Here is a 19,847-nt window from a genome sequence, read left to right on the forward strand (position 1 = left end):
ATTTATATTTCGAGCTGAATTTCTTTAGCTTTTATCCTTGCTTGATAAACTTTCTCGAAGTGAGCTAATCCAACCGCCGAACTTATGCATCATTGTGCTGCTTTTACCGAGTAGCTCATGCATCTCTTCTTCAAATCGAGATTGTTTGCTTTCCTCTGGTTCCGGTAGTGGAGGCAAAATATGCGCAAAGTAGGTTTTGTCGAGTAAGCGATGTAGTAAGCGCTCTCCCATAAATGGCTTGCCGCTGTTGAGTGCTCTAGCGCCTTTAATCAGATTACGAATATCGTACTGAGTCGGGCTAATATCAGGCACTTGTTTAGGAATGTTCAGTAGTTTATAAACCCCAATACGAGCCGTACGAATGGACGCTTCCATGGTGAAGATAATGTCGTTGCGTGTTTCTACAAACTGTCCAATCAAACCTAAATTAGTGCAGCCTTGTGGCACGGCATGAGGACGATCTCCCGCGGCGCGTGTCATGAATTGAGCGGTAATATAAGGCATAAGCGCGAGGCGAATTTTTGTATTGGCAACAATCTTATCAAGCTGATCTTCAATGTTTAGGTGATAACAAAGTTCGGTAAGGATTTCTTTGCCGGTGCATTGCGCCATAGTTTTGTGGATGCGATTGCCTGATTTATCCATCAATAAGCCATAGACCCAAAGAACCAATGTATCCTCTGGTTGGTCTGGGAAATGAGGCTGGCGATTACAGGTGACACTCAACAGCCAGTTGGAATCGGTAATAGTGATGATCCCGCCCGTGACAGAACGACCAGAATAGGGATCGTTCACGGACAAAGTTTTTATTTTGTCGATAAGAGGAGAAGGTTTACAAGTGAGTGTGGCCGATTCCCAAATGGATTTATCCACGTTACCGTAGAATTTTTCTGGCTTACCGAATACTGGCGATTTTTTCGCAAGATTTTTCCATAAAGTCCAACCACTGTTTTCGCCCGGATCATGCTTGTTGCAAGTGAGCTCTGGCACGTTTTCCATATCGCCATAAGCCGTGTGTTCTGTCATTGATCCGGTTAGCGTAAAGACCAAATCGCCAAGTCCGACATTAATATGTTTGGCTTCTTCTTTACCTTCCTTTATGACAATAGCTCTAATACCGGTGACGGTTTTTTTATCCCCAGAAAAGGAGATATCAAGATCTTCCACCCGAGTGCCGAACTGAAAGCACACTCCTTTCTCGCGCAGCATATCTGCTAGCGGTTTAATAAAGGTATCGTATTGATTGTACTTAGGAAAAACCAACGCAGACATGTCAGCAAAGCCATCGATAGAGTCGAGGAAGCGATGCAAATACAGTTTGGTTTCCAACAGACTGTGGCAATTTTTGAAAGCAAACATGGAGCGGAAAAGGAACCAAAAGTTTGTTTTTAAGAAACCTTCACTGAAATAATTTTCGATGCTGATGTCGTCTAATTCTTCCTTACGTTTTAGCATCAAACGTATCAGTTCCCATTGCTGGGATTTACTCAGACCAAAGTCCTTCGCGTCCAAAAATTCGCCGCATTTGTGCATTAAGCGCGCCTCTGAATAGTTGGGATCGTTGTCATTAATAAGGCGGTATTCATCAAGAATGGAATAGCCTTCTGGCAACTCGACTGCAGGTACATCTTGAAATAAATCCCACAGAGTGTCGTAGTTCCAATTCATCTCACGACCGCCGCGGATGATATAACCTTCTTCAGGATTACCCGTACCATCCATAGAGCCGCCTTCAATGTCCATCTCTTCTAAAATGGTGATGTTTTCAGCCGGCATGTGCGCATCACGAAGCAGATAAAAAGCCGCCGCAAGGCCACCGATGCCACTGCCAACAATCCATGCTTTACGGTTTTCAATGCCGGGTGTCGGCAAGGTTTTATGACGAGCATAAGGCGCAATAAAATCGCCAGGTGGTAAGGTGTTTAATGCTTGGTGGTGCCAGTAATCGCGGGTGCTATCAGGTTCATGTTCGAATCCCTCTGGGGCCGTGGTAGAAATAGTAAACGTCGAAATGTCTTTATGACTCATCACATGTTTCCCTTCTTTAGGCGCATTAGTCGAAATGCTATGTGATCATAGTGGCACAGAAGAAGGTCGTGGAAACTGCGTTAGATCAAGGGTTAGGTCTTAATTTTTATAAGAAAAAATGCTTTGTAAGAGAATCTCTATTTATTGCAGTAAATATGCAGTCTAAGTGCATCTCCTGAAATGCGGTTGTTTTTGATCCTGCCATCGCCAACTATGTATGCAGGAACACGAAATAAAAGAAACGTTAACTAGAACAATTTAGCTTAGGAGGAAGATATGCAAAATCAAACTGCACATGCCCACCACATTACAGATATTATTAAAGTGATGAACGGAGGTATTGAATTCTACCAAGAAGCGAAAACCAAACTAGATGACAGTACTTATAACGCTTTTTTTGATCGCATGATCGGTGCTAAATCTGAGGCCGTTGCAGAGCTGCAGCCATTCGCTGTCGATCAGCAAGGTGAAGTAGAAACAGACACGAATAATTTGGTGAAAGCGCGCCAGTCTTACACCAAATTGATATCTAAACTTTCCAGCGAATCTACCGCTTTTACTTATGTTGATCAGCTAGAAGAAGTGGAAGACAAGGTGCTCGAGGAGCTTGACCTTGCGTTAGAGAGAAATCAAACGCAAGACTGTGAAGTTACTCTACGCCGTGTGAAAGTTAGAATGAAAGAGTGCCACGACGAGATGAAAGCATTGCAAGTAGCGGCTCAGCATTAATCATCCGTACTTGAAGTAGGTTTAATCTTAATTTGTTGATTGGTGACATTCTCGTCCATCGAGATCAAGATAAAAGTGTATCGAGATCAAGGTAAAAGAGGAGAAAGATAGCCGTGAAACAGTGTTAATTCAAAAGCCAGTGTTGCCAGATTAGGGGGTAACACTGGCTTTTTTGTGTCTATTTAGCGGGTTCATTTATGCTTGTTAATGTTTAGACATCTAATCATTTATTGCAATTGTTGTCAGCTTTTGTCAGAGTATACATAGAGGAGGAGCCTTTATGACCAATTCACAAAAGACGGCAACGGGTGCAATTTTGCTACCTGTATTTATTCCAACCGTTATCGTTACCCTATTTCTTATCGTTGGAACTCTAAGTAATCCAGAGCTTGCAGGGGAAGTATTTCAAAGCGCATTGGCTTGGGTGACTAAGACCTTTGGCTGGTTCTATATGCTGGCTACCGCGATTTTTCTCGTATTTCTTGTTTGTATCGGATTCAGTCGTTGGGGCAATATTCGCTTAGGCCCAGACCACGGAGATCCTGAATACAGTTTTCCGGCTTGGTTTGCGATGTTATTTTCCGCTGGTTACGGTATTGCTTTATTGTTCTTTGGTGTGGCTGAACCTGTCTTACATTTCTCCCAACCGCCTAACGCTACCGCCGAGACAATCGGTGCTGCTCGCGAAGCGATGCAAATTGCCTACTTCCATTGGGGCTTACATATTTGGGGTATTTACGGCCTGATGGGTCTGGTTCTTGCCTATTTTGCTTTCCGTCATGGTTTGCCATTGTCTGTGCGTTCCGCACTTTACCCTCTGATTGGTGATCGTATTTATGGGCCTATTGGTCATATTGTCGATGTGTTTGCCATCCTCGGTACCTTGTTTGGTTTGGCGACTACGCTTGGGTTATCGGTTACGCAGATCAATGCCGGTTTGCATTACCTTTGGGAAGACGTTCCAATTAATACCACGGTTCAGATCACTGCCATTGGTTTAATCACGCTCGCCGCAATTGGTTCTGTGGTTGCAGGGATGGATAAGGGGGTGAAAAACCTTTCGATTTTGAATATGGGACTGGCTGTATTCATTATGGTGATTGTGTTTTTCGTTGGCCCAAGTATTCACATTCTTGATGCCTTCGTACAAAACACCGGCTCGTATCTCAGTAATATTGTCGAGCGTACCTTTAATCTACAGGCTTATACGCAAAGTGATTGGATTGGTAACTGGACGCTATTCATCTTCGCGTGGACGATTGCTTGGGCACCGTTCGTCGGTTTGTTTATTGCCAAGATCAGCCGCGGACGTACAATTCGTCAGTTTATCTTCGGTGTGCTTGCGGTTCCGACTCTATTTACTTTCCTATGGTTTGCCATCTTTGGTGATACCGCACTGTATTTGATTATGGAGCAGGGTAAAGATGTATTGATTGGCGAAGTGCAAGCTGATCATTCAGTGGCATTGTTTCAGTTCTATGACCTATTGCCTTGGTCTACATTTCTATCTGTGGTTACTGTCTTTTTGATCATTACCTTCTTTGTTACCTCTTCGGATTCCGGGTCCTTAGTCGTTGATTCATTGGCTTCTGGTGGCGCATTAGAAACACCGGTTTGGCAGCGCGTCTTTTGGGCGTCTCTTGAGGGTATCATTGCCGCAACTTTATTGCTGGCTGGTGGATTAAGTGCCTTGCAGACTATGAGTATTCTGGCGGCACTACCTTTTGCCATTGTCATGTTGATTGCAGCACTTGGTTTATGGCGGGCCTTGGTGATCGAAGGGCACCGTGGCGCTGCTGTAGAAGCGGCTGCGACGCCGGGTCGAGCCTTTAGCAATGAAGGTAGCTGGCGCAAACGATTAAGTACTTTATTTAAATTTCCTGGTGAAGCCAAGGTGACACACTTTATTAAAGATGTAGTGGAACCGGCGATGGAAGAAGTGCAAAAAGAGCTGGCAATTCATGGTTGGAAAGCCAATATCACTCGAGAGGAAAACGGTGTGACCTTCCAGCTAGAGCGTGACGAAAAATTGGATTTCTACTACCAAGTGGTGGCCACAGAGCATGAAATACCAGAAGCGCACAGTGAGAACTCGAAATACAATACTCATTGGCAGGCCGATGTGTATATTCGCAATGGTGCTCTGGGTTATGAACTTTATGGCTGCAGCCAAGATGAAGTAATACGAGACTTGATTGACCAGCTAGAGCAGTACTTCAACTTCGTTGATGCAGCGCCTGGGCAATTACCTTGGAATACGGTCTCTTAGTTTTGATCTAAAAAAGTACTAAGCAAAAAGCCAGCATTGACTCAATAGGAGTGAATGCTGGCTTTTTTAGTTGGCTGAGTGTCGTCCTGTCATACGTGCCAAAACCTTATCTTTGAACCAAAAACGATGAATCAGTGCCATGGAAATATGGCCGATGACTAAGGCAAAAAGTAGCCATGACATAGGGCTGTGTAACAGATTGGCAGGTGCCACCATCCAAGTGATGTTACGCTCCATTTCGGGAAGTATTATCATGCCGTATAAGCGTATTTCATAGCCTTCACCATACTCACGTAGTAGTGCAAAAACGGGCAAAAAAAGCAGTAACGCATAAAAAGAGGCATGCACGAGGCGCGCTAATTTCCCTCCAATACCTTGTGCCTGAGGCGGACGTTGCTTTCTATTTACCCATGTCCATCCTAGACGAATCAAGGTGACTATTAAAATCAATAATCCTAATGATCCGTGTGGACCTATGCTGTCTAGGAATAGGGTAAAAGTGTTTTTCCCTGTGCCACGCCATGCTAACACGATTGAGAATTGTAATATGACGAGTGCCGCCGTAACCCAATGCAGTGTACGGCTGACTCTTCCGTAGTAATTTTGACTGTCTCGCCAGTTTGTATGTCTTTGATTAACGATGTCTGTGTTTTCTATATGTAACGTCATTGAATCTAGAGTTCCCTATCTTTTAACCTTGTCCTGAAGTCAGTAACTCGTGTGAGTGGTTAAAAAGGCTTCGCATAAAAGAGCTTGATTATAACGATAATTGTTATTATTTGTAGGGGGGATGGCACCAAAAAACAGAGCCTAATGAAAGTTAGGCTCTGTTTTAAATCTTGGTGAAAGGATGAATCTGGGGTTCAGGTTATTAAAGAATGAACAACGAAGTATTGTGTCTATCTTTGGCGGCTGAGGTGTTAGCTAACCACCGACTCCGGCACGATAACGCTCAATGATTTAGGCCTGACAACGACTTCTAGCTTCTCTGCTTCGCGTTCTTCACCATCCACCACATAATGACCAACTTGGCTAATATCCACTGTGACACGCTGTGCTGAACGATGAAAGATGCCGTTGTTGCCTTCTGGTAAGTCGTTGTCTTCGTTCCTGTCGCCCATACCAAGCATGGCTAATTCCGCCAAGTTCAATATTTGCATTCGCTCTGGGTCCAACCAAGTTAAATCCAATTCGCCATCCATAATATTAGGCACACCTTTGCCTTGTGCTAACAAAGTGGTGATAGGCGCGGCATTAGCAATAGTTAAACTCGGAGTTTTGATGGTAAACGGCTCATCGTCATTTAGCTGAATAGTAAATTCATGAACCTCATTTTGGCCGATGGCTTCCCACAAACCTTTCAAATAGGCGAGCTGACCACTTGTATTCTTTTTGCTGCGATCAGCTTTTTCGATCATTTGCTGCTCAAAGCCAACCCCCGCAAGTAATAGCATTAATTCGCCGTTACAGGTTGCTGTGTCGATACGTTGCTCGCAGCCATCAATTAAATTCAAGCAAATGGTTTCCAACGGGGCAATTTTCGACATAGTGCCGCAGAGCACATGACTTAACGCATTGGCGGTACCAAATGGAATAATGCCCAGCTTAATGTTTGTACCAACCATTGCGGCAGCAACCTCGGTGACTGTGCCGTCGCCACCACAGGCAATGATCATATCTGGCGAGGCTTTAACGGCTTCTTGGGCTAGATCAGTACCATTCACTTCTGGTGTTGTGGTTTTCACTGTGACATCAAAATAGGCGGATAAATAACGAAGTATGACGTCTTGCTGCTCTTCCCATTGACGGGTGCCAGACACAGGATTAGCGATTAGCCAAGCGGAGTTCTGTACTATCAAAAGCTTGTTATCCAAGGCGCGTTTCAAATACTTAAACTGGCGTTTATTTAAACGCGCTGTTTGGCGTATTTCACGAATTTTATCCATGATGTCACTGGGTGATGATTTGGGATTCTGGCTTAGCAAATACGCCGCCATCATAAACACCGAGCGGCCACGGCCCAAAGCACAATGCACAACAACTGAACGCCCTGTTTTACGGTGCGTATGTATCCAGTTTAGCGCACGATGTATTTGCGTATCGGAAGGAACTGAATGATCAAGAATAGGCACGTTTAAATAATCGACATCGGCTTGATAAGACATCCAATTTAAAGAGCTGAACTCGGCTGTCACATCTAATACAGCACTGATGTTCTCGCTTTTAATTTGGTGAATATCGGAAGGAAACAAACGCCTCGCAAGATATAAACCTTCGTCTATTTTTTGTAATGCAGGAACAGAATCAGTACTTCTCGCCCAGCTATTATAAAGTTGTGTACTCCACAAAAACGGCATAAATACCCAGCGAATATAAACGGGTACAGTGCCATCGGAGCGTTTACGAAAAATAGTGGGTTTATTTAGAAGGTAGGCAAGACTGACAGTGAAAAATGACAGGGCAAACCATGCCCAAGCAAGCTGAAAATAGACATTACTGGTCATAATAACCAACAAAACTAAAGCAGCAGTGATCAATAAATAATAGTTTGGTTTAAACAATACAACTCTCCTAGAGTCCAGCCATAGTCTAAACAGGGTAACACACTGGCATCCAATTGATAGATTATCAGACTGTGAGCCGTTCCGATCTATGTAAATGGCAACCTATGATTTGTCAAAAAGCTGAAAAATAAAGACGTCGATATCTCTTATGGATGCCATTTTTTAGTTGATATGACAGTTAATAATTTCTTAAATATTTTTAACTCGAAAAAAGTGTTATTTCATTCTTTTTTCACTATTTTACTGCATATTTTGAAATAAAAGCGTAATGAAACGTGAGACTTTTGTTCATCTCTATTTCATAAAACTGACGTTTGTTAGGGTAGCTATCTAAATGGCGACTAGTACAGGTGTTGTTGATGAAAGAGCAGGTTTTGGTTTCGCAGTTAAGCGAATGCTTTCCCGAACATTCGTTCCATAGCAATAAAGTTAGTGTGCTTCATAAAGGCCGCTTTGCTAATGCAATTGTATACCGTTATAAAGACGATTCTTTTGATTTTGTCATTAAGGACTTTCAACACAGCCCATGGTTTGTGAGAAGAACGTTTGCCCGCTTATTTATTGGTCAAGAATACAAAGCTTTAGAGCGCCTCAATGGAATGAGTGGCGTGAGTGATCAATTTCATCGTCTGTCTAACATCAGCATAGCGTACTCTTTCATCGAAGGGACTCCTTTGCGATCGCTCAAAAAACAGAATAAAAAACTGCCTAAATCATTTTTTCATCAATTAGAGCATAGAGTGTCTGAAATGCACCGTCGTGGTTTAGTGCATTTGGATCTGCGGAACCTTGGGAACATTCTTGTAGGGGAAGATGGTCAGCCTTATATTATTGATTTTCAATCGGCCATCACCTTTTCCCGTTTTCCCAATTGGTTAAAACGCATTATGCGGGGAGCGGATTTATCTGGTGTTTACAAAGCTTGGTTAACTGGGTGTGAGCAACCAATGACAGCGTATAAAAAGGAGTTTTTAATGAACTATAACCAACTCAGAAAGCGTTGGATTTTTCGCGGTTACCCAATGCATCGAGCCTACCTTTGGTTATGCGGTATTGCCAGTCAGCTACCTGGTGCGGATTTATTTCGTAATATGATAGATAAACTTTGAGTGGCAACGAGAACTCTAGATTTTTTTATTAAATGACTGATGTCACTGCTAACACTCGATCTAACGACCAGCATTAACTATGAACAATCAGATCGTTTTTTCAAAAGTACGCTTCATTGGTTTATCAAACCAAAAGTCCATAGGTTGATCAAAACCGATGCCGTGCATTCGTTATATCGCGCTTATTACCTTAGTATCTGGCTCCTATCATTAGTGGATTAAATATTGAGTTTTCGACAATGATTTTTTCTAAACGTCGAGTTGCCTCATTGGCTTTTGGCGATGTGAAAAGCGTCACTTCCATGTCTGGAAGAGAGGGCAAATCCTGATAAATAGCCAAATCCTCTTCTAAAGTATGGTAGGGAACAATACCAATTCCCACGCCAGCACGAACCGCAGCTAGGACACCTGAGCGGCTTTGGCTGGTAAAGGCGATGCGATAAGGAATCTTGGCATTGTCGAGTGCTTCACAGGCAAATTGACGGTGTTTACAACCCTCTGCAAATACCACCAAGGGCAGTACGCTTTGGGTATGAACAAAATGATTCTTTGGCCCAATCCAAACCAATTCGTCACGGCGTAATCGAACGCCGCCTTCGGTGTCAGCCAGCATTTCAACTAAAGCAATATCCAGCTTGCCTTTGTCCAAAAGATCGAGCAAATAATCTGGACGGTAATCACAAACCGCTTCTAGTTCTGCTTCCGGGTAGCTCAAAATGAAGTCCTGCAAAAGTGGAGCAAGCGTGCGGCTGGCGTATTGATCATGAGTTCCCAGCCGAACCACACCACTGATGTCCATATTCTGAAACGAGCCCATAATTTGATCATGCAGGTTTAAAAGCTGTTGAGCATGCGCTTTTAATTGCTCTCCGACAGCCGTTAATCGCACACCATGTTGACCACGTTCCATAAGTGGGTTGGCGATTAAATCCTCCAAACGATTGAGCTGCATACTAATTGTCGATGGCGCTTTGTGCAGCTGTTTGGCTGCTTCAGTCAAGTTTAGCGTCTCAGCCACCACCATAAAAGTGCGAAGTAAATTTATCGGTAAATCACGCATTGTTTAGTTTTCAATATAGTTGAACATAGAGTTGAATATTTATCGATTTACCGAATAAAAGCAAGCCCCTAATATGGCGCCATTGATTGTTTTTTATACATGCCTTTCAAAGGTATTGAAGCAAGGGGTTTGTGATGCGTATTCCAATAACATTCGGCTTTAATCAGGTTATCAGTCATGGTTTTGGTATTTTCTTGTTTGCGGCATTAGTCCCCACCATGCAAAACTCACTTGATATTACTAGCTGGCATCTCGCTTTAGCGGGGGCGCTAACACAGGTGTCCTATCTTGTTGGTGCCATGCTATTGGGAGTGATTGGCCCACGTTTGGATTCGGGGCGCTTGTTACTGATCACAGGTACTTTAACCACGTCTTTGCTGTTTACCATGGCGTGGCTAGATAATACGACCATTATGATTTTTGTCCTCACCGTTATGGCGGCGAGTGCGGCGATTAGTTGGGGGTCGATTGTGGAATTGGTTACTCGCTATGGTCGTCCAGATCGAACCGCAACCAACCTGTCTATCGCTTCAAGCGGTACTGCTTGGGGTTACAGTGTTAACGGTCTGATTATTTTATTGGTCGTTCCACTATTGGGATGGCGTAGCGGTTGGATGGCTGCATCCGTACTTGGGTTGGTGACGTTATTCGCGACGTTTAGTTTGCTTAAAAGTGTCCGCTCTGAAGTACAAGATCAAGATATTGATGTTACTTTCGCCATGGGAACACGGCAGTTGTTTAGAACCGTATTGCGTGAACGCACCGCTTTTCTTGCTTGCTTCATATTGTTACTGGTTGGCGCGTCAACCATGACATTTACCACCTGGCTGAATACCTATCTGGCGGAGTTATCACTACCGCCAGCATTAGGTGGTTACACCTGGGGCATCATCGGGATAACGGGCATGATTGCGGGCTTCTTTGTTGGCAAGCTGGCGGATAAGAAAGGCCCTAGTGTCACGTTTTTGGTTATTTTCGGTGTTTTTGCTTTAGGATTATTGGCTTTTATTTATCGTCCTGAGCAGTTCGTTATGCTTGCAGGCTTTGGCTACGGCATGATGTATTTCCCTATTTGGGGCATTATTGCAGGCTGGATAAGTAAACAATATTCTTCCAAAGCAACCATGCAGATCAACGGTATTGGCATGGTAACGTTCGGACTTGGTGGTGCTCTAGGCAATGTCTTGGCGGGGATGATTTATGATGCGACTGGCAGTTTATCAAATGTATATTTATTGATCTGCGGGCTGGCTGTCGTGTTGTTTGTATTGGCAATGTATATATTCTTGCACGAGCGTCAATCCAATAAACCTCGCTCTGACAGCTTCTTACAGCCAGAAATCTGAAAGTAGGAGGAGCTGTCTACGAATTTAATGCCAATCGGACTGTGCGCCGTGGCGAATGGAAAGACCTAAAAGTTGTATGGCGCTTCTTGCCTGAAACGCCATTATTCAGGGACGACCATTCAATGGCCGTTTTTATTTAATATGACTATTTTTCTGGTTCTTCTTCTTTTTGCAGGACCCCAGCGGCTTGTTCGTCCATGGTTAAAGCTGTTTGCGGAGCATCAGAGTATGCTCGAGTTTGCTGATTAAGCTGGTGAATTTGGGATGCATTACCTAAATCTCGTGCACTGGTTATAGAGGCTATTGATTCTCGATCTTTTAAGAACCCGATGACATCCGCTCTAATAGAAGCTAGTTCTGCATCATCTTTATGCATTTCTTGTATGTATCTTGGGTGCTCTAAGTTACGCATACCCGTTGCGGCAAACGTGGTGGATACAATACGAGAGACAATAACCCAGGGTGTAATGCTGCTCCTAACTAACGTATTTTCAGAGCGAGTACTGTCATGAATCCCTGTTCCTGTGGATATTTTTGACTCAGTGAAAGTACCTTCACATTTGAAGTAAATGAGTAAGGATTCAAATTGTAATTCTGCGAAAAAAATATGTGCGGCGGTAGTGAGTAATCGGGCAAATGACTTAGCAATCATTGCTATAAGTACAAGATGTATCGCACTATAAAGCGTATCGATAAACAGGTTAAATCCAGCTGCTCTCGTCACCTTTTCTAAACTAGATGCAGAGATTAGCTGGCTTGCTTGGTAAAGATCAAATGTGGCATAAGCGAGTAAAAAACTGAATAAGCTGGCGATGATAAAGAGTACATTTCCTGATATCAATGCAACCATACGGGAAATATTGAAGCTGCCACCTAGGTTCATTGGTTTATAGCGAGGTTGTATTTCCTGAATCAATTTTCCACTGAAGTCTCCTTTACCTTCAACTTGCTCGTTAAGTTTAGGGTCAAGCTCTTGGTAAACGCGGTTAGGAACTTCTTTATAACGGCGGTTTGCCATGACAAGATTATCTAGATTGATAAATATTTCGTTTGGGTGAACAGACTCCTGCCAGTTTTCACGAAGCTCAGAAACTTCGGTTGTGGGGGTAGTATTTTTTAATCGCTTAGTGAGCATTACAGCGATTAATCCGGTACCTAATGTTGATATAGTAAAAACACCGATTAAGTATAGATAAGTATGTAATGCTGGTAGAGCGGCAATAAAAGTATTTAACTTTGACTGTGAAGTATTCGAACTGCCTAGCGACCACTCTAAACCAATAGAAATCGCCACTGGTAATAGCAGTGACCAGATAATCACTTTAACAATAGTACCTGTGCCAAGAGACTCAATATTTAATTCTGCTCGACGATTTAATGGTTTAGACGCTTTACGCCATACTGAAATAATATAAAACAGTAAGGCAACAGAATAGACTGGAAATACTGTATTGCCTGATTCGCCAATTAGTCCAGACAGAGAAACAAATGCGACAAAAGCATAAGCAACTATGGCAATAAGTGTTTTGACCCAGGCACCAAATAGGCGTTGCATAAGGTTTCGTATAGGGTAAGGCATGAATAATAGCTTAGGCATAAAGCTATGAAGCAAGCGAGCCAAAAAGCCAATTGGTTCAACAAAAGAACTATTTTTACGACCGATGAGCATTTCTTCAATCGATTGACGAGAGTATGCGACAGTATTAGCTTCTTCTTGAGCAGTACTAGATTCAGATTTACTGAAGTTATAAGCAAGAGAAGTAGGATGATTTCGGCCGACAAAGTAACGCAACATTGCGTATATACCTTTGCCAAGAGCATTAAGGCCACCAGCTAAAAGAAACGCACCAAAGAAAACAAAAATCCACCCCGCAATTTTGCTTGTCTGAACATAACTCACTGAGTCAATAAGTAAGTATATTCCTAAGGCTAATTGAACAATGCCTCGTAGCGCAGTAACTGCGCCTTCTTTTTTAAAAGGGTTCTTTAAACCAAGATCAATCGATCCATAATCGAAAGCCATAAAAATTCCTATTAGGTGCACTCATAAAGAGTAGGGTGACGTTTAAATATGTAATCAGGGGCGTTGGCTAAGTTGGGGGGGATTTAGCCACATCGACTTCCTGACATCAGCGCACATATTACAATATGAATGTTGCTACTTCTAGCGAAGGATAAGGATGTATTACAGTAACTATGAGCTAAACAAATATTCGTATTTTCGTTCAGCTCAATTACTTTAATAATAAGGTTTAACTACTAACAATCAGGTCGTTCAAGGCTTTAGATATCAAATTCGGTTTTACTAAAGTTGGTTTCACTGGTTTATCGAACCAGAAGTCCATTGGTTGATCAAAACCGATGCCGTGCATGTAGTTGTAGAGTGCTTTTCGCAGTCCGTCGCCAAGCATGTCGTGATCGGTTCCCGTTGGATCGGTGAAATCCACATCGTTTTCTGCGAACAAAATATCGGGACGTTCAGCAAGCGTGATGCCGTACTCTTCGGGATTAATACCAATTGGGCTGTGCGCCGTAGCAGCGAATCTGTGCCAGAAGGCTGATTGGAAACATTCTTGCGCCATCATCTGACGCACCATTTCTAGAGCATCAATGGTTTCTTGCTCGGTTTGGGTTGGGAAGCCATACATCAGGTAAGAATGAACCAGAATACCCGCATCACTGAAGGCTTTGGTGACTCTTGCCACTTGCTCGACGCTGACACCTTTTTTCATTAGTTTTAGTAATCGATCAGATGCTACTTCAAGCCCGCCACTTACCGCGATACAACCAGAATCCGCCAATAACTGACAGCGCTCCGGCGTGAAGGTTTTTTCAAAACGAATATTGCCCCACCAACTGATCACCACACCGCGTTCGATTAAACGTCGTGCTAAGGCAAACAAGGCTTTTGGCGGAGCGGCTTCGTCGACAAAATGGAAACCTGTTTGTCCAGTTTCTTCGATCAATTCTTCTATTCGATCCACCAATATATCGGCACCTGCCGCATCGTAACGGTCGATATAATCCAGTGTCACATCGCAAAAACTGCATTTGCGCCAGTAACAACCGTGGGCAATGGTTAACTTGTTCCAGCGGCCATCGCTCCAGATGCGGTGCATCGGGTTGAGCATTTCACATAGGGACAAATATTCGGTTAACGGCAAGCCGTCGTAAATCGGTGTGCCTACATCGGTTTGGGGAATATCGTGCAGCTCGGCGTTTTCATTGTAGTGAACGAATGGTTCGCCATCTTCGTCTTCAGCGAGGAAGTAAGTACGCACTAACTCATCGATTTCACGCTTGCCGTCAAAGAATTCCAATAGTGTCATAAATGGGCGTTCGCCATCGTCCAGACAAATAAAGTCCACAAACTCGAACACGCGAGGATCACGTAAGGCGCGCAGTTCTGTGTTCACAAACCCTCCACCCAGCACTACTGGCAGATCAGGATTAATGGCTTTACAGGTTTGCGCAATACGTAACGCACCTAGCATATTGCCGGGGAAAGGCACGGTTAACGCCACGACACTGGGTTGAGTTTCTTCCATATATTGCTCTACCAATTGCTCGAGGATTTCTGAACTGAAGCTCGGCTCACCCATCAGCGTATTGTAGAGATCATCAAAGCTTGGGTTGGCCGCGGCGAGGCGTTCGCCATAGCGACTGACTTCAAAATACGGATCGACGCCTTGAGTAATCACCGCAGACAAATCGTTGATAAACAGGGTCGCGAGATACTTGGCTTTGTCTTGCACGCCAAGCTGACCAAAAGCAGTTTTTAGTATATCGCCTGACACAGCTTCCATCTGTTCGATGGCGTCGAACGCAGGCCCTTCAGGCAAGAAACGGCGAGAAGTGATACGCAGGGCAAGGCTGGAATCTTTGCCCTGCAAAAAGCGAATAACCGGTTCGACACAAAGGCGATAGCGGTCAAATTCTGCTAAGAAACAAAACACCGCATCGGGTAGTTCATCGTCTTCAAATGACTCGAAGTTGTCTTCCACATGCTGACGGATAATATCCAGAGCGGGGGCCGTCATCATCTCAAGAAACAGCTCAATGGCAGGGTCTCGCTGCACCGCCTCATAGCCCCGAGAGCGCAAAAAGCCCGTCAAATACGCCGTCGCTGGATACGGCGTATTTAATTGCGTCATGGGTGGAGTCATCAGAAGAACGGTCATAGCCTGCCTTTAAAGTAAAACCTAATCGGAATAGGCGGATTCTAGCACTTAAAGAAGAGTAGAACCCTTAAAAAATAGTGTGCTACTGGTGCTTTCTATTCCAGAATCGGCTTTAAATGGTCTGGGCCAAGCTGCTGCATTTGGCGTTCAATCCAGTCGACTCGTTGGCGAAGGTAAGGGGTTAAATGATTAGGGTCTCGTTTGCGTGGACTTGGTAATAACACAGCCAATCGTGCGGCTTGCTCTAAAGTCAGTTTGCTAGCGGATCGACCAAAGTAATGCTGGCTTGCGGCTTCTACACCGTAAATACCTTTGCCGAATTCTGCGATATTTAAATACACTTCGAGAATACGTTTTTTACCCCAAAGCGTTTCAAGACTCATCGCTAAGCCCGCTTCTAGACCTTTACGAACAAAGCTACGGCCCGACCAGAGAAAGAGATTCTTCGCAGTTTGCTGCGTAATCGTACTAGCACCACGAAGATCGTCGCCATCATCGTATTGGCTTAGCGCCTTGCTGATGGCAGCAAAATCGACACCGAAGTGCTCAGGAAAGCGCTGATCTTCGGAACCAACCACTGCCAACGGCATGTAAGAAGGCAGCTTATCAATGCTGATCCAATCTTGAGTCACTGGATAAGGGCTTTGCAACATAAACGCCGTTGTTGGTGGCGGCACAAACCGAAACAACAATATGACGAGAACGAGAAATAGCAAAAAACGCCATACAACAAACCAAATCCTGCCGAATATACCTTGTTTACGTTTTGCCATTTATTGTCTCTTAATCAATTAAATCAGGCGCTCTCGCCCACAGTGGGCTAAGTATAAACAAAAACGGCTGGAAGTTTATGATTCCTTTACATTCGACAGCCTTTAATCCTGTTACTCAATTCCTGTAGTATGCGCCAAATAACCTTTAATTATATATAAAACAACATCTTACTTTAGATTATCGCAATAAGGGCAACATCAAATGGCCGACTTTAAAACTCACGTTACTGTGGCTGCCATACTGAGCGCACCATTGGCAGCAAGCACTTTTATTATGGGGGTTGCCAACATGAATGAAGCCATTCTTTACGCCTTGGCTGGAACGCTGGGTGGTTTGCTGCCTGATATTGACGCTGATGACTCCGCCGCGATTCGATTGGTGTTTCGACTGTTTGGCGCATTGGTCGCAGGTCTCGCCATTGCATTTGGGATGGACAAACTACTTCATTGGCAAATACTCGTCTTAGCGATAGTCAGCTACCTAGTCGTGCGCTTTCCAGTACAACAAATATTTGAAAAATTCACCGTACATCGAGGCACGCTGCACAGTCTGCTTGCTAACCTCATGTTTACCGCTCTTTCAGTGCCTATCGCTTACCACTTATTCGCACTTGAAGCGAAAACCGCTTGGGGCATTGGTGGCTTCATATTCCTAGGCGCGACAATCCATCTTACATTAGACGAGTTATACAGTATTGAACTCTCAGGAATGCGTATCAAGCGCTCGTTTGGTACTGCGCTGAAGCTCACCGACTGGGGCGAGCCGCTGACGTCGCTTCTGTTAGTATTCGGTTGTGCTGTGGGCTATTGGATAAGCCCAAGTGCTGATGCTTGGCTTACCGCCTTTTCTTGGTGGCCTAACCCTGCACATTTACCTGACTGGTTGGCACAAGAATGGAGCAACCTACACAGGTTGTAGGGGAGTGCTTAGGTTAGCTCTAAGAATATACTTGCTCGTCCATTTCAATTCCTACTAGAGCTAGCTACTTAAAAATTAGTTTTTTGTCTGATATCATTTACCATCACTTTAACTCTAATAAAATATCAAGGAAGGTTTTATCAATGACAAAAACAGAGCAAGAAAGACTTACAAATCAAATTCGAGCTAATAAGCATGAGATACATGTTTTATCTATAGAAGAAATGGAAGCTTTTTTTGTCAGGAAATATACAGAAACTAGAAAAAATATTTATGACGGATGGAGTTTGATTAGAGATAAAATGGCATTATATTCTGGAGCAAAATCTTCGATTGATGATGCTTACAGCATTGCAAGACTCTTGGACGAACTTGGTGCTTGGAAGGTGAAAGTTTATATCAATATTTATAACGGAATTCCTCATGTTCTTTTAAAGGGAAACCCCGCATTTAGAAGAGCAATAGCAAACCCAGAAACTATTAGAAACCCTAAAGTAATTACAATAGGCGTCGGTAGAAGTGGAGCACTTAGTGCTGCTAAAAGTGGAGGTGTTGTCTCTATTTTGTTAATGACTTCGTATAGAATCGCAGATTATGTGTTAAGAGATGAAGCTACTCTGACAGGATTTATTGGTAACTTAGCTACAGATATTGTAAAAATTGGAATCACTGTTGGAGCTTCTATGCTTGCAGCTGAAGGGGCTGCTATGTTTTTGGGTGCAACTATAGCAATAGGTCCTTTAGTAGGAGTGTTTGTTGTAGGTGTTGCTATGAGCTTTGTTTTAGACACTATTGACACTAAGTATAAAATTTCTGAAAGAGTTGTAGCTGGTTTGGATGAGTTGACGGAGCGGTCTACTAAATTGATTAATCAGAAATTAGATGACGTTCAAGAAACTATATTTGATTATGTTGTTGCTTCTGCCAGAAGAATAGCTATTAATGCAGCAAACCATGTAATTAGGGACACATTTAATCAAGGATTTAGAATCAGATGATAAATGAAGCTTCGGAATCAAGGTCCTTAATCTATAAAGTGCTAGTTATTATGGCATTTTTTAGTTTTAGCGCAGGGATCATCTTCTACTCAATGTCCCAGATGTATATGCTGATAAGTCAGATATGGAGCCACAGCCCCGTTATGACTTACGACAGAGGAAGTATCTTTGGTTTTGGGGCTGGTTTAGGGCTACTGTTTTTAACCCTCTTGATGTTTACGAAAGGTTTTTTAGGAGACTCAATTGCAAACAGGTTCTTTCCTATCTTCAAGTATGGACTCATTTTTTCTTTTTTTTGTATTATTTTCATGCCATTTATTACGGACCATATGATAAGTAACCATGTGAATAAACTAGGCTATGTAAATTGCCAGAGTGCCAAAGTGAAGGGCACTTGGTCTATCTACGACACTAGCTATTACACTGAGACCAGTGATAGATGCCTTAGCTTTACCAAGGAGATCAATGAAGAGCGTGATCAGGCTTGGGATGATTTGTTTAACTAAGTGACTTTCTGGGAAATCAAAGGGATTTGAGGACATGAAATTTATTCTCGCAGTGGCGATGTTAGCCCTAATAGTAGGCTGTGGCGACCCCGATACGTTTGAGGGCAGTGGTTTGGAGCTTGAGCCACACACTATTGAGATAGATGGTGAAACCTTTGTCATTAATACGAGCAAAGACTCAGAATTAACGGATGAAGACTTAAAAGAAATGTTCTCAAGTGAAGACATGAAGGATTTTTTGAAAGATGAGCCAACAGAGTAGAAGTTTAATGGGCTTACAGCACCTTAACCTTCGGTGCCTATCTGTGTTGCTCTGCCAGCTATTTCCGAATCGCCCAAAACTGGCTTATGAAGACATAACCCAGTCGGTGGCTTCTTTCTTACGCTTGAACACCTTAATGTCTGCAGAGATAAACCAGCTAATCACACGAATGAACCGATTCTGCCAACGGCTTTTTCCATAGATGGCAATACGGTCAAACTCACCCCCCAGCTTTTGGCTTAATAAAAACTCTGACCATGCGCTTTTCATACTCCAACCTTCGAATTCGCTAATATCCACCAGCAAAGCGGCATAGGGCGAATGAATAGAATAAATCGCAGCTTCTAACTGAGGTGTGATGTTTTCGAAATCCATGTCACTTGGGTGACCTGATGTCTTCATATTAAGTAACAGTTTGTCGTTATAACGCTTTGCTTTTAGCGAAACACCATTTGTGTAAGTAGACATAATTAGCTCCTGAGAAGCGCTTGTTGATAGTGTTACTGTAAAACAAAATTACCCGTAGGAAAGTTGATTAACTCAGCATAGAGAGTCAGTAAACACTGTGAAATTTGCGTTTTTTACTAGAAGTGTCAGTAAAGACAATAGAAAAAGGGAGAGTCGGTAAAGCTAAATACTTAGTGTGGAAAGGTCTGTATGTCTCAAGTAGCTATCTCAAAATTGAAATTGGTTATCGAATAAACAATTATTGATTTAATCTGTTTTGTGGTCTGATTAAATTCATTAAAAGCATTGTTCACAAAAATAAAAATAGGAACTCATCATGGATGCTAGACAGAAAGTGCAATTTATTGGGTTGCTGATTGCCGAAACACTGATTGCCATCGCTTTTACGGTACAGCTCACGCTGACAGATTTTATGACAACGGGTATTAGTTTAATTCTGATCTGGTCACTCACAGCATTAGCAATATTTTTCGCTTTTCGTTATCTAAAGATGTACCGCTATCAACACCAGATGCATCAGTCTATTGTCGCTGGGGTGGCTAAGTACGCAATCAATCATATATCCTTGACTATGCCAGCGAAGGAGGATGATTTAGCGATTTGGATCGATAATGTCCTTCATCAATTAACACTTC

General features: G+C 43.1%; 16 protein-coding genes. 8 read left to right on the top strand and 8 right to left on the bottom strand.

The window, feature by feature from the left end; all coding sequences use genetic code 11:
• Positions 1-24 precede the first annotated feature (24 nt).
• Positions 25-2,028: an oleate hydratase gene (locus KPL72_RS01775; RefSeq protein WP_219701543.1), complete on the bottom strand. Its 2,004-nt coding sequence runs from the start codon at positions 2,026-2,028 to the stop codon at positions 25-27.
• A 276-nt stretch (positions 2,029-2,304) separates the two neighbouring features.
• Between KPL72_RS01775 and KPL72_RS01780 the strand changes: the two genes are divergently transcribed.
• Both KPL72_RS01780 and KPL72_RS01785 read left to right on the top strand, forming a co-directional pair.
• Complete coding sequence (locus KPL72_RS01780; protein ID WP_212917287.1) at positions 2,305-2,757, top strand: PA2169 family four-helix-bundle protein; 453 nt, start codon at positions 2,305-2,307, stop codon at positions 2,755-2,757.
• Between the two features lie 280 nt (positions 2,758-3,037).
• Positions 3,038-5,026 (top strand): BCCT family transporter, encoded by a 1,989-nt coding sequence (locus KPL72_RS01785; RefSeq protein ID WP_219701545.1) that lies wholly within the window; start codon positions 3,038-3,040, stop codon positions 5,024-5,026.
• A 66-nt stretch (positions 5,027-5,092) separates the two neighbouring features.
• Here KPL72_RS01785 and KPL72_RS01790 read toward each other — a convergent pair whose 3' ends face one another.
• On the bottom strand, positions 5,093-5,695 hold the full coding sequence (locus KPL72_RS01790) for a cytochrome b (protein ID WP_212917289.1): 603 nt from the start codon (positions 5,693-5,695) through the stop codon (positions 5,093-5,095).
• A gap of 251 nt (positions 5,696-5,946) precedes the next feature.
• The gene (locus KPL72_RS01795; protein WP_219701547.1) at positions 5,947-7,587 is read right to left on the bottom strand and encodes a diacylglycerol kinase family protein; all 1,641 of its coding nucleotides are present in this window, start codon (positions 7,585-7,587) and stop codon (positions 5,947-5,949) included.
• Between the two features lie 362 nt (positions 7,588-7,949).
• On the opposite strand from KPL72_RS01795, the gene KPL72_RS01800 reads away from it, so the two are divergent.
• Entirely contained in the window at positions 7,950-8,699 is a 750-nt protein-coding gene (locus KPL72_RS01800) for an RIO1 family regulatory kinase/ATPase domain-containing protein (protein ID WP_219701549.1), read from the top strand.
• Between the two features lie 190 nt (positions 8,700-8,889).
• On the opposite strand, the gene KPL72_RS01805 is transcribed toward KPL72_RS01800, so the two are convergent.
• A complete protein-coding gene (locus tag KPL72_RS01805; protein ID WP_219701551.1) occupies positions 8,890-9,759 on the bottom strand; it encodes a LysR family transcriptional regulator in 870 nt (289 codons plus the stop codon).
• A gap of 134 nt (positions 9,760-9,893) precedes the next feature.
• Between KPL72_RS01805 and KPL72_RS01810 the strand changes: the two genes are divergently transcribed.
• Entirely contained in the window at positions 9,894-11,105 is a 1,212-nt protein-coding gene (locus tag KPL72_RS01810) for an MFS transporter (RefSeq protein ID WP_219701553.1), read from the top strand.
• A gap of 145 nt (positions 11,106-11,250) precedes the next feature.
• Here the strand turns inward: KPL72_RS01810 and KPL72_RS01815 are convergent, their stop codons facing one another.
• The 3 genes from KPL72_RS01815 to mtgA all read right to left on the bottom strand — a co-directional run bounded on the left by KPL72_RS01815 (position 11,251) and on the right by mtgA (position 16,059).
• Positions 11,251-13,128: a hypothetical protein gene (locus KPL72_RS01815; RefSeq protein WP_219701554.1), complete on the bottom strand. Its 1,878-nt coding sequence runs from the start codon at positions 13,126-13,128 to the stop codon at positions 11,251-11,253.
• Positions 13,129-13,357: 229 nt separating this feature from the next.
• The gene (locus KPL72_RS01820; protein ID WP_219701555.1) at positions 13,358-15,286 is read right to left on the bottom strand and encodes a B12-binding domain-containing radical SAM protein; all 1,929 of its coding nucleotides are present in this window, start codon (positions 15,284-15,286) and stop codon (positions 13,358-13,360) included.
• 95 nt (positions 15,287-15,381) lie between these two features.
• A complete protein-coding gene (gene mtgA, locus KPL72_RS01825; protein WP_219701557.1) occupies positions 15,382-16,059 on the bottom strand; it encodes a monofunctional biosynthetic peptidoglycan transglycosylase in 678 nt (225 codons plus the stop codon).
• A 202-nt stretch (positions 16,060-16,261) separates the two neighbouring features.
• Here mtgA and KPL72_RS01830 point away from each other — a divergent pair, with 202 nt between their 5' ends.
• From KPL72_RS01830 to KPL72_RS01845, 4 genes are all read left to right on the top strand, one after another.
• The gene (locus tag KPL72_RS01830; protein WP_219701559.1) at positions 16,262-16,978 is read left to right on the top strand and encodes a metal-dependent hydrolase; all 717 of its coding nucleotides are present in this window, start codon (positions 16,262-16,264) and stop codon (positions 16,976-16,978) included.
• Between the two features lie 143 nt (positions 16,979-17,121).
• Entirely contained in the window at positions 17,122-17,976 is an 855-nt protein-coding gene (locus KPL72_RS01835) for a hypothetical protein (protein ID WP_219701561.1), read from the top strand.
• Complete coding sequence (locus KPL72_RS01840) at positions 17,973-18,482, top strand: DUF1240 domain-containing protein (protein WP_219701563.1); 510 nt, start codon at positions 17,973-17,975, stop codon at positions 18,480-18,482. Before KPL72_RS01835 ends, KPL72_RS01840 begins: the two co-directional genes overlap by 4 nt.
• 34 nt (positions 18,483-18,516) lie before the next feature.
• Positions 18,517-18,744 (top strand): hypothetical protein, encoded by a 228-nt coding sequence (locus tag KPL72_RS01845; protein WP_219701565.1) that lies wholly within the window; start codon positions 18,517-18,519, stop codon positions 18,742-18,744.
• A gap of 84 nt (positions 18,745-18,828) precedes the next feature.
• Here KPL72_RS01845 and KPL72_RS01850 read toward each other — a convergent pair whose 3' ends face one another.
• On the bottom strand, positions 18,829-19,212 hold the full coding sequence (locus KPL72_RS01850; protein ID WP_219701566.1) for a SpoIIAA family protein: 384 nt from the start codon (positions 19,210-19,212) through the stop codon (positions 18,829-18,831).
• Positions 19,213-19,847 lie beyond the last annotated feature (635 nt).

Source organism: Marinomonas lutimaris (genome assembly GCF_019426345.1).
Classification (GTDB): domain Bacteria; phylum Pseudomonadota; class Gammaproteobacteria; order Pseudomonadales; family Marinomonadaceae; genus Marinomonas; species Marinomonas lutimaris.